Raw genomic sequence first — 11,912 nt, 5'->3', positions numbered from 1 at the left:
TTATATTATTCTTGGTGTATAATATCCAATCTTGCAAATTTGCTATATTGTCCTAACCAGGCTAATTTAACTGTTCCTGTAGGACCATTTCTTTGTTTAGATATTATACATTCAGCTACGTTTTTTTCTTCAGTTTCTTTATTGTAGTATTCATCCCTATATAAAAACATTACTAAATCTGCATCTTGCTCAATGGATCCTGACTCTCTTAAGTCAGATAACATAGGTCTATGATCTGTTCTTTGTTCTGGTGCACGGGATAACTGTGATAGAGCGATAACAGGACATTCCATTTCCTTTGCTAAAGCTTTAATAGATCTGGATATTTCAGATACTTCCTGCTGTCTACTTTCACTTGATCTACTTCCAGCCATAAGTTGAAGATAGTCTATTACTATCATGTCTATTCCTCTTTCCATTTTTAGCCTTCTACATTTTGATCGCATTTCCATTACAGTTATACCTGGTGTATCGTCTATGTATATTTTTGCTAAAGATAATGGTCCTGATGCTTTAGCTATATTTTCCCAATCTTTATCTTCTAAATTACCTGTTCTTAACTTTAACATATCAACATTGGCTTCTGAACATAAAAGTTTATAGGCCAGCTGTTCTTTAGACATCTCTAAAGAGAATACTGCTATACTCTTTCCTTCTCTCAACGCTGCATATTGTGCTAAGTTCAATGCGAAAGTTGTTTTTCCCATAGAAGGTCTTGCTGCTATTAGAATCATGTCTCCCTTTTGAAAACCTGATGTTTTGCTATCTAGTTCTGGAAATCCTGATGGTACACCTGTTACTCCACCTTTATTGTTAAATATTTTCTCAATTTCTAAAAATCCTCTTTCTAGTACTGTATTCATAGCCTCAAAATCACTAGCATTTCTGTTAATACCTATATTGAATATTTTCTTTTCTGCTGAATCTACCACATTAACTACATCATCTTGCTTATTATAACTATCGTTAATTATTTCTGTTGATGCTCTTATAAGCTTTCTTAATGTAGATTTATCTTTAACTATATCAATATAGGATTGCAAATTAGCAGTAGATATAACGGAAGTACCAACTTCACTTATATAAGTTACTCCACCAACTAATTCTAGTTTTTCTTTTGATTGAAGATTTTCAGTTATAGTAACCATATCCACTGCAACATCTTTTTTATATAAATCTAAAATTGCCTCATATATTGTTTGATGAGCTTCTTTGTAAAAATCTTCTTTATTTAAGACTTCTAAAGCTTGTGCTATGGAAGTCTTATCTATTATCATAGCTCCTAGTACAGATTGTTCTGCATCAATATTTTGAGGCATACTTCTTAATGGTGCGTCCATTACTCATCTCTCCTTATAGCATTAAGTTTGTACAAATATAATTAATTTAAACAACTTAAAATACTATATCTAATAATTCTTCTATATTATCTACAGCTTTTATTTGAATATCATCTAATCCTTGTGGAGCTTCTCTTAAATTTTCCTTTGGTATAACAACGGTTTTTATTCTCTTTCTTCTTGCACCATATATTTTCTCAAAAATGCCCCCTACAGGCTTTACTTTTCCCTTTAATGATATTTCTCCTGTAATAGCTATATCTTGCTTTATAGGCTTATCTAATAGTGCACTAATTATACAAACTGTTATAGCTGCTCCAGCAGAAGGACCATCTATTCTTCCTCCCCCTATAACATTAACATGTATATCATAGTCCCTTAAATCTTTTTTAGTAATTTTTCTAATAACAGATGCTGCATTGAATACTGAATCCTTTGCCATACTTCCAGCTGTATCGTTAAATCTTACTTGTCCTTTACCTTTTCCTTGAGCTTCAAATACTGCTGCTTCAATCTCTATAGTAGAACCTATATATCCACTTACACCTAAACCATATACATGTCCAACTTCAGGCTTGTTCTCTTTTTCTAGCTTTTCATAAGGTATTAATCTATTAATAGATATTACCTCTTTTAAATCATCCATTCCTATCTTTACCTTATCTTCTGTTATTAAAATACCTTTATTATAAAGCACATATCCATATACATCTGCTAAGATATTAATGGCTTTTCTTCCCTCTATTGTATACCTACTTATGGCTTCTGAAACACCTTCGCCTAATTCTACATTTATTTTTTCTGCAGCATTTAAAACTATTTTTTCTATATCATTTGGTGTTAATGGTTGAAAATACACTTCTGTACATCTAGATCTTAAAGCAGGATTTATTTCTGATGGTTCTCTAGTGGTTGCCCCTATTAGTATAAAATCTGCTGGTGCTCCCTTATCGAATAAATATTTAATATATTTAGGTATATTCTCATCATCTGGATCATAATAAGATGATGAAAATTCAACTCTCTTATCCTCTAGGACTTTTAGTAATTTATTTTGTAGTATATAATCTAATTCACCTATTTCATCTATAAATAGAACTCCACCATGTGCTTCTGTAACAAGTCCCGGCTTAGGCTCAGGTATTCCAACCTCAGCTAAGTCTCTTTTACTCCCTTGATATATAGGATCATGTACAGATCCAAGCAATGGGTTTGTTATCTCTCTAGGATCCCATCTTAAAGTAGTTCCATCAACTTCTATAAACTTTGCATCTTCTTCAAAAGGTGTATTATTAAGCCTTTTTCCTTCCTCTAATGCCAACCTAGCAGCAGTAGTTTTTCCTACCCCAGGTGGTCCATATAGAATTATATGTTGTGGATATGGAGAAGCTACTTTTGACAATAAAGACTTAATAGCTATTTCTTGGCCCACAATTTCTGGAAACTCTTCTGGTCTTAATAATGATTGAATGCTTTTAGTAAGTTTCTTCTTATCTAGCATTTCTAAACGATTATACTTTTTTAATGTACTACTATTTTCTGATCCTTTTTGATTTTTTATTATGCCAAGACGTATCTCATCCATATATTTATTTTGTTTCTCTATTAAATTCTTTTCTACTTGTTTTTCTATATTATTTTGTATATATCTTTTTGCTAGTATATCTGCAATGTGTTTATTTGTATCTTCTAGTATATCAAATGCATCTTTATGGTTGGGAACTATTTCTACACCTTTCCCATCTGTAACTATTTTATTTAAAGCATACAATCTTTTATATACATCATCACTATTAATATAATCTTGTAATTTATATTTTATAGTTCTTTTTCTAATTATTTTTTCATTTAACATTTTCTTGACCATCTCATATAGCACATTAATTTGTACTTCTAAAGATATAGCGTTTTGTTCTAATTCATACTGTTGATTCTGTTCCAATTTTAAAATCGTTCCTCCTTATATATCTTCAATCTTAACTTTAATTTTTGTTGAAACTTCTGGATATAATTTAATTTCTACATCGTATACCCCTAATTGTCTTATATTCTCTACATTTATTTTTCTTCTATCAATGTCTAATTTAAACTTCTTTTTAAGTTCATCAGATATATCTTTTCCTGTTATAGAACCAAATAATTTTCCATTATCTCCTGATTTAACTTTTAAAATAAGTTCTTGATTTTTTAATTCCTCTGCTAGCTTTTGAGCTTCCTCCAGTTCTGCTAACTTCTGCTTTCTTTCTGCTTCCTTTTTATTGTTTAATAAATTTAAATTTGATTCCTTAGCTTCTAAAGCTAATTTCCTAGGAAATAAGAAATTCCTAGCATATCCATCGGATACATTAACTACATCGTCTTTCTTTCCTAATTTTTTTACATCCTTTAATAATATAACTTTCATTTTTCATCACCTTCACTTAAGTATTTATCTATTGAATTTTGAAGCTCTTTTAAAGCTTCTTCTATAGTCATATCTTTTAATTTTGCCCCAGCCATAGTCATATGTCCTCCCCCTCCCAAGGATTCAAGTATTAATTGAACATTAATATCTCCTAAAGATCTGCCACTTATATAAATATCATTTTCCACCTTCACAAGTACAAATGAGGTATAAATACCAATAATATTTATTAATTCATCCGCTACTTGAGCCGCTAATAATGTATCTTGTATATCTTGAGGACAAATGGCTACAGCTATATTATTTTTTACTTCTACCGTTTTAATAATTTCATATTTTTTTAAATGAGTATTTAAATCGTCTGAAAGCAACTTTTTAACATCAATAGTATCTGCTCCTAAACGCTTTAAAAAAGACGCTGCTTCAAAGGTTCTAACACCGGTTTTAAAATAAAAATTCTTGGTATCAACGCATATACCTGCCAATAATGCTTCTGCTTCAATTGCTCTTAATGCAGGTTTTTCAACCATATATTGAATAAGTTCTGTAACTAACTCAGAAGTAGATGACGCATATGGTTCTGTATAACTTAACAATGCACCTTCAATGTAATCCGTAGATTTTCTATGATGGTCTATAATGACCAATTTTTTAGACTTCTCTACAACCTTCATGTTTTCAACATGACCTTTGCTGTGAACATCTACTATTATAAGTAAACTGTTCTCATCTATTTTTTCTATAGCTTTATTACTATTAATAAAAATACTATTATATACCTGTTCCTCTTTTATCTTATCCATCAAGGTTCTTATGCTAGTATTTATGTCCTCTAATATTATATAACACTCTTTTTCTAAAGAATTAATTATACTATATAGTCCTAAGGCTGAACCTAAACAATCTATATCTGGATTTATATGTCCCATTATAAATACTTTATTACTCTCTTTTATTAAATCTAAAAGTACATATGAAACCACTCTAGCTTTTACCTTTGTTCTTTTTTCTAATTCTTTGGTTTTCCCTCCATAAAAATCCAGATTTTCTCCACTTTTTACTACTACTTGATCACCACCACGTCCAAGTGCTAATTCCTTTGCTGATGTAGCAAATTTGCCATCTTCAAGAGGATTTTCTCCATTTCTACCTACTCCAATACTAAGTGTAACCATTAATTTATTACCTATATTTATATCCTTTACTACATCTAATATTTCAAATTTTTTCTCCATTTCTTTTTCTATATACTGATTTTCAATACATAGTATATACTTATTGTAATCATATTTCTTTAACATTGCACTTAAATTCTGAGCATAACTATTTATTGCTCTTTCTATTTCTGCAATGAGTAAAGGTTTTTTATCCTCTTCAGTACTTTTTATTACATCATCTAAGTTATCTACTTCTATAAGCATTATAACTTCTTTACTATTGTTTATATATTCTAGTTGTCTATTGACTTCTGTTACATCAGATAAATAAAGAAGAATAAGTTTTTGCCCTTCTTTAGATAAAGTAGAGTTTGTTTCAAGAGTATTAGCATAAATATTATAATATCCATTAAATATTTTGATATTTTCTAATTTAGACATTTCATTATCATTAATTTTATTAATATCAAATTCATTTATTATATTTTCTATACTCATTTCCAATACATCTTTACCATCTAGTATTTTAGAAAAGCTATAATTATACCAAATTATATTTCCATTATTATTCAATATAAGCATAGGTAAAGGAAGATTAAGCAATGTATTCCTAGTTGCACTATCCAAATTATATGAAAAATTTTCTATAAACTCTTTCCATTGGTCTTTCCTTATTTTATTACTTTTAATATTATGAATCAAAAGTAATATATATATTATTAGAAAAAAAACTCCTATTAAAACATTTTGATACATTATTATCATTATTAGCACTGCACTTATAACTATATATCCTTTAGTGGGAGTTATTAACTTTTTATATTTACTACCCATAAAAACCTCCCATTATTTAATTCTCATCCTTCTATTAGGATCTAACTTTCTAAAATCAACTATTAAATCCATAAATCCCAGTACAAAATATATCATACCTAATTTTGAAAATATGGTGAATATCATTATAACTATTATTAATCCTTTTGACATGTTAAATTTATTTTTAAGATAAAAAATAGCTACAGATATACCCTCTATTAAAAACATATACTGAAGTATTAATTGAGTAGAAATCAAAATATAGTCACTATGTTTTATATTTTGTCTAACTAAAATTACTCCTATTAGTAAAAAAATAGCAACTATAGTAGCTACTTTTATACTAATTTGTATTTTACTAATGGGTGTAATTTCCATAATATCATTATATCTTAATTTCTTTAATATGGACTTTGATATAATAAAAGTTAAATATGAAAATAAAACTGCTGAGATTATAAGGAAAGCTGGCATCATTTTCAATAGTAAACCAGACTTAGCCGCTTCTAATGAATCCAAAATAGGTTTTAATTGTTGTTCAGGCATTCCTAAATTTTTGTACATAGTTATTGTTTCATCAAATACTTCAATTAATTGATTTATAAATTGGTTTATAAATTCAGATAAACTAGTGTTATTTATTAGTTTTGCATATACAGTAAAATCTAACAAAGTTCCTAATATAAAGGCTAAAGATAAAATAGATAATGTAAATCCAAAACTTTTTTTATTTTTTATTGAATATCCTAATACTATACCTATAAGTCCGAACATAATAGTACTAGTTAGACTATATATCGGATTATACATAATTCCTGTAATAATACCAGTTACCACTAAAGATATAATTGTATTCTTTAAATTATGTCTCATATACAATATTACAACTGGTATTGGTAGTATAAACTTTCCTGCTACAGAAAATATGGGTATATAAAAACTCAGTAAAATTAAGATTATTAGTATTGCAGTTAATAATCCAGCCTCTACTAATGACTTAGTATTGTATTTATTACTCATATTATACCTCCAACTACTGTCTTTCTTTTAAGTGAGTATATAATCTACTTAAATCTTTTCCTTCTACCTCTACTTCATCATTTTCTATTATTCCCATTTTTAATTTTTTCTTAATATTTTCGTCTACTGCGGTGTGAGAATATCCTAATCTGTCGGCTAATATATAGAGTATAGTTATTGCTCCAGATATACAATCCAACAAAGCACCTTGTGCAACATTGCTACCTTTTGTTAATAGCTTATAAAAATCACCTATTATACAAATTAGCTCAGCTTTTAGACTTTCTACAATTTGAATATTTCTCATTATATTTAAACCATTTTTTTTCATTACAACATCCCCTTTTAAAATTCCTTATTAAGAAAATTAATTATTATAATAAGGATATCATAATAATACATACTTTAATTATATGGGTAGTGCATCTTTTTTACAATAATAATTATAAATATTAAATATATATTAAAATAAAGAAGGAAAAGTTTTAATAAACTTTTCCTTCTTTATGTAACTTTATTATTCTGTTGTATATGGTAGTAAAGCTATATTTCTAGCTTTTTTAATAGCTATAGTAAGCTTTCTTTGATGTTTTGCACAGTTACCTGAAATTCTTCTTGGAAGAATTTTTCCTCTTTCAGTTACATATTTTCTTAATTTATTTATATCTTTGTAGTCGATTGTATCAACTTTATCTGCACAGAAAATACAAACTTTCTTTTTAGATCTTCTAACTCTACCAGAATTTCTTCTAGCGCCATTATCTCTTGCTCCTTCTCTGCTCATCCATTTCCCCTCCTTACCTATTAAAATGGAACTTCTCCTTCGTCCACAGGAGTTATATCATCATTGTAATTATCTTCATTATTATAACTTAGTGGATCTGATTCAAAATTATTAAAGCCTTGAGAACCTGATGACTGTTTATTTCCCCATTCTAGGAATTTAACCTCATCTGCTACAACTTCTGTAACATATCTTCTAGTGCCATCTTTAGCCTCATAACTTCTAGTTTGAATTCTTCCACTAATTCCAATAAGTTTACCCTTACTCATATAATTAGCTGTTGATTCTGCCTGTTTTCCCCATACTACTACAGGGATAAAGTCAGCTTCATTTTTTCCATCTTTGGAAAACCTTCTATCTACAGCTAAAACAAAAGTAGTTACAGCTGTTCCTGTTCCCGGAGTAAACTTTAATTCAGGATCTTTTGTAAGCCTTCCAATTAAGACTACACGATTCATTTAATACACCACCTATTAGTTTTCCTTTACTATTATATGTCTTATTACTGAATCGTTTATTCTGAATATTCTATCTAATTCTTTAGGTAAGTCTGTATCTGCTGTGAAATTTACTAATGTATAATAACCTTCAGTAACTTTTTCTATTTCGTAAGCAAGTTTTCTTTTACCCCATAAATCAACGTTCTCTATAGTTCCTCCACCATTTTCAATGATACCTTTAAATTTTTCAATATTTTCTTTAACGGCTTCCTCATCTAATGATGGATGTAATATGAATATTGTTTCATATTTTCTCATCCTTAATTCACCTCCTCCCCCTGGACTAACGGCTGTGCTTTACACAGCAGGGATTACCCATAGATTTTATCACTATATAATATAAAAATCAATACCTTTATTCTTTATCTTCGTTATTTCTTATAATTTTTTTAATTGATTTTTCAAATTTACTTCTTGGTAGCATTATAATTCTTTCACATCCACAACATTTTATCTTTATATCTGCTCCCATTCTTATGATTTGCCAATTCTTACTTCCACAAGGATGACCTTTTTTCATTTCTACTATATCCCCTAAGTCAAAAACTTTATTCATTTTTTATACTCACCTCATTTTCTTTTAATATTTTAATTTTAGAATATGGTCTTTTTATTCCTTCTTTATCTAATAAATTATTTATAAGTTTTCTAAGGTCCATTTCCACATTCCAATGTGTTAAAGGCTTAGCTTTTCCCACTATCCTTATAGTCACACTTGTTTCATCTAACTTAGTTATACCAACTATATCTGGACCTTCTATCATATTTTCGTTTTTAGCCTTATATTCATTACACACTTTTCCTAATAATTCATTTACTTTATCTATATTTTCATCATTTGATATATTTATCTCAACCAATGCTCTAGAAAATCCAGTTGAGTGGTTTGTAACTTCTCCAATAGCTCCATTAGGTATTATATATAAATCCCCATTAAAATCTCTTATTCTAGTAACTCTTAACTCTATACTCTCTACTATCCCTTGCCTTCCATTTACACTAATAAGATCACCTACAACATACTGTTCTTCAAATAATATGAAAAATCCATTAATAACATCCTTTACTAAGTTTTGAGCTCCAAATCCTAATGCTACTCCCCCAATACCAGCTAATGTAATTCCTTTAATCCCAAAAGTCATCTCTGCTATGGTAAATATACCCAAAAAATAAACACTGTACTTTAAAATACTTTTTAAAACCGCACCTATAGTTTTAGATTTTTTATCATTTAGTGAAAACCTTGTTTTTCTTTGTCTTGTAACAGACTTATCAATTAATCTATTTCCCACTTTTATCATTATGAACATAATAAATAATACTATAACTATCTTTATAATCATAAAAATAATATCTTGTATATTTTCTTTTTTTATAATTTTAAATACCCACATAAAAAAATTATTAAAATTTAAACTTTTGCTATCTTTCATATAGTTAACGGCACCTTCCTTTATATTAAGGCAAAATTTCTATTTATATAATATATTATAAAATTATATCAGATTTACAATAAAAGTATATGATGGAGTTTTAAACTTTTTATGTTATGATAATACTTTAAGCAAACATATTTATTTTTACTAAATAAAAATTATAATACAACAGGTAATAATAAATTTTCAATGGTCTCTATTAGACTATAAAATAATTAAAAGGATGTGATATTATGAATGATTTATTAGAAAAGATTGATAAAATGATTATATTTTTCATAATATATACAATTTTTGTATTAATATTCTTTAAAACTTTAAAATATTCATTACCCTTTGTTTTAGCTTTCATTTTTTCTTTAATATTAAAAAAGCCTACTGAGTTTTTAACTAAAAAATTTAGTATAAAAAATTCTCTTTCTTCTTTCATAACAACATTAATTTTTTTTACTATAATCATATTTTTACTTTACTTCTCTGTAACTTCTATTGTTAAAGAAGGTATTGATCTTGGTAAAAATACTCAAATTTATCTTTCAAATAACTCTGAAAACATAAAGACCTTTTTAAAAAATCTAGAAAAATACTATTATAATCTTGATCCAGATATTTTAAAAACTATATCAAATAATCTTTTGACTATGCTATCTAAACTTTCTAATTATACGGTAGTAATTACTACGAAGTTAGTTCAAATAACAATATCATTATTATCTTATATTCCTTATATATTTATGTTAATTTTCTTTACTTTAATTTCAACTTACTTTTTTACAAAAGATCTATCTTCTGCCAAGAATAAACTTTTTAGTATAATTCCCAATGATAAATCTGATAAGATATCCAATATTTTTAACGAATCTAAAAAATTATTAGTTAATTACGCACTTTCTTATTTAATTATAATATTAATAACTTTTGTAGAAACTTTGATAGGATTTTTGGTTTTGAGGGTTAATTATGCAATTATCTTAAGTATTATTGCAGCAATTTTTGATATACTCCCTATCCTTGGAATAGGTTCAGTCTATATTCCTTTGGCTTTAGTTAATTTATTTATTAAAAAAGACTACTTCACTGCCATAGGCGTACTTATCTGGTATCTAGTAGTTACTATTATAAGACAAATATTAGAACCTAAAATTGTATCCTCCTCCTTAGGTATGCATCCTATTTCTATATTAGCAGCTATTTTTATAGGCTTAAAAGCTGCTGGAATCACTGGAATGTTTTTCTGTATATTTCTTGTAGTATTTTATAAAGTATTTACTAATGTGAATATATTATAATGCTTGTATAAAAAACCTCATTTTTGTAAATAATTACATATAGGAGGTTTTTTATATGTCAAGCAAAATTATTATTAATTCTAATTCCAAAAGTGCTATTATCACTTTAAGAGATACGTTATGTGGCTACATAACTCCTGTTTTAGCATCTGGAAAACATATAATTTTATTATGCATTGGTTCCGATAGATCTACTGGTGATAGTTTAGGTCCTTTAGTAGGACATAATTTAAAGTTTTTATCTAGGAATAATTTTCATGTATTTGGTAACTTAGAAATGCCTGTTCATGCTAAAAATTTGCATCAAATTCTAAAATATATAAATAAAAAATTCGATGACCCTTATATAATTGCAGTAGATGCCTGCCTAGGACATATTCAAAACATTGGAAAAGTTTTCGTGGAAGACAAACCTTTAAAACCTGGATCTGCTGTTAATAAAGACCTTCCACCTGTAGGTAATTTAAGTATAACTGGTATAGTAAATATTTCTGGCACCTTAGAATTTATGGTTTTACAAAATACGAGATTATTTACTGTTATGCAATTAGCTGAATTAATATCTAATGGAATATATCATTCTGTACTAAAATCTATCGGCGGTAAAAAAACTAGTAGAAACTTAAAATAGAGAGACATTTTTAACGTCTCTCTATTTGCTCATGGCTTCTTTTAATACATGATTCTCTTCTTCTGAAAGTTCATATCTAGATATTCCTTTATCTATAGGCTTTGCATAGGTAGTACTTTCATTTCTACCATATATTCCTGTTATTATAATTCCACTATCTTTATAATCTAATAGTGCCACTGAAAAGCTCAAGTCACTACCAACATCCTCAAAAGCTCTATATCTTATAATTGCTATCTTTTGAACGCATATATTTAATCTATCCTCTAAAGATTTATATAATTCCTTTGCATATTGACATTCTTCTGAAGCTTTATCAACTTTATCTAAGTATGTATTTATTAACTCTTCTAAATTTTTATTATCTACACCTCTCATAAATTTTCTGTACCTTTTTTCTAATCTATTTATAGCTTTTGCTTGTACAACAACTATAAAAAATAATATAATTGTAGCTATTATTAAACCTAGAACTATAAAAACACTATAATTTTGAAAAATTTGTATAAATTCTTGCATCCTATTACTCCTTCCG

Annotated in this window: 14 protein-coding genes; 2 read left to right on the top strand and 12 right to left on the bottom strand. The window is 27.7% G+C overall.

Going from position 1 to position 11,912, the window contains the following annotated elements; all coding sequences use genetic code 11:
- Window positions 1-5: 5 nt before the first annotated feature.
- The 11 genes from B5D21_RS11955 to B5D21_RS11905 form a co-directional block, all read right to left on the bottom strand.
- Window positions 6-1,340, bottom strand: a complete 1,335-nt coding sequence (locus B5D21_RS11955) for a replicative DNA helicase (RefSeq protein WP_011098438.1) — start codon at window positions 1,338-1,340, stop codon at window positions 6-8.
- Between the two features lie 55 nt (window positions 1,341-1,395).
- On the bottom strand, window positions 1,396-3,282 hold the full coding sequence (lonC, locus tag B5D21_RS11950) for a Lon family ATP-dependent protease (protein ID WP_011098437.1): 1,887 nt from the start codon (window positions 3,280-3,282) through the stop codon (window positions 1,396-1,398).
- Between the two features lie 18 nt (window positions 3,283-3,300).
- Window positions 3,301-3,744 carry a 50S ribosomal protein L9 gene (rplI, locus tag B5D21_RS11945; RefSeq protein ID WP_011098436.1) on the bottom strand — a complete coding sequence of 148 codons (444 nt, stop codon included), beginning with the start codon at window positions 3,742-3,744 and terminating at the stop codon, window positions 3,301-3,303.
- Complete coding sequence (locus tag B5D21_RS11940; protein ID WP_011098435.1) at window positions 3,741-5,735, bottom strand: DHH family phosphoesterase; 1,995 nt, start codon at window positions 5,733-5,735, stop codon at window positions 3,741-3,743. The genes rplI and B5D21_RS11940 overlap by 4 nt, the downstream gene beginning before the upstream one ends.
- Before the next feature lie 12 nt (window positions 5,736-5,747).
- Entirely contained in the window at window positions 5,748-6,737 is a 990-nt protein-coding gene (locus B5D21_RS11935) for a YybS family protein (protein ID WP_011098434.1), read from the bottom strand.
- 13 nt (window positions 6,738-6,750) lie between these two features.
- Entirely contained in the window at window positions 6,751-7,068 is a 318-nt protein-coding gene (locus B5D21_RS11930) for a MazG-like family protein (RefSeq protein WP_011098433.1), read from the bottom strand.
- Window positions 7,069-7,254: 186 nt separating this feature from the next.
- Window positions 7,255-7,521: a 30S ribosomal protein S18 gene (gene rpsR / locus B5D21_RS11925; RefSeq protein WP_023436916.1), complete on the bottom strand. Its 267-nt coding sequence runs from the start codon at window positions 7,519-7,521 to the stop codon at window positions 7,255-7,257.
- A 20-nt stretch (window positions 7,522-7,541) separates the two neighbouring features.
- Window positions 7,542-7,979: a single-stranded DNA-binding protein gene (locus tag B5D21_RS11920; protein ID WP_011098432.1), complete on the bottom strand. Its 438-nt coding sequence runs from the start codon at window positions 7,977-7,979 to the stop codon at window positions 7,542-7,544.
- Window positions 7,980-7,994: 15 nt separating this feature from the next.
- Complete coding sequence (gene rpsF, locus B5D21_RS11915; protein ID WP_023436913.1) at window positions 7,995-8,279, bottom strand: 30S ribosomal protein S6; 285 nt, start codon at window positions 8,277-8,279, stop codon at window positions 7,995-7,997.
- Between the two features lie 97 nt (window positions 8,280-8,376).
- Window positions 8,377-8,577 (bottom strand): DUF951 domain-containing protein, encoded by a 201-nt coding sequence (locus tag B5D21_RS11910; RefSeq protein ID WP_035110697.1) that lies wholly within the window; start codon window positions 8,575-8,577, stop codon window positions 8,377-8,379.
- Window positions 8,570-9,454, bottom strand: coding sequence for a mechanosensitive ion channel family protein (locus tag B5D21_RS11905; protein WP_011098431.1), 885 nt, complete (start codon window positions 9,452-9,454; stop codon window positions 8,570-8,572). The genes B5D21_RS11910 and B5D21_RS11905 overlap by 8 nt, the downstream gene beginning before the upstream one ends.
- A 236-nt stretch (window positions 9,455-9,690) precedes the next feature.
- Between B5D21_RS11905 and ytvI the strand changes: the two genes are divergently transcribed.
- On the top strand, window positions 9,691-10,746 hold the full coding sequence (ytvI, locus tag B5D21_RS11900) for a sporulation integral membrane protein YtvI (RefSeq protein WP_011098430.1): 1,056 nt from the start codon (window positions 9,691-9,693) through the stop codon (window positions 10,744-10,746).
- 55 nt (window positions 10,747-10,801) lie between these two features.
- Window positions 10,802-11,377 carry a spore protease YyaC gene (yyaC, locus tag B5D21_RS11895; RefSeq protein WP_011098429.1) on the top strand — a complete coding sequence of 192 codons (576 nt, stop codon included), beginning with the start codon at window positions 10,802-10,804 and terminating at the stop codon, window positions 11,375-11,377.
- A 21-nt stretch (window positions 11,378-11,398) separates the two neighbouring features.
- Here the strand turns inward: yyaC and B5D21_RS11890 are convergent, their stop codons facing one another.
- Window positions 11,399-11,896, bottom strand: coding sequence for a DUF4446 family protein (locus B5D21_RS11890; protein ID WP_011098428.1), 498 nt, complete (start codon window positions 11,894-11,896; stop codon window positions 11,399-11,401).
- Between the last annotated feature and the right edge of the window lie 16 nt (window positions 11,897-11,912).

Source organism: Clostridium tetani, from assembly GCF_900167265.1.
Lineage (GTDB): Bacteria > Bacillota > Clostridia > Clostridiales > Clostridiaceae > Clostridium_G > Clostridium_G tetani.
Note: the sequence above shows the minus strand (reverse complement) of the source record. Positions and strands in the feature narration are given on the sequence as shown.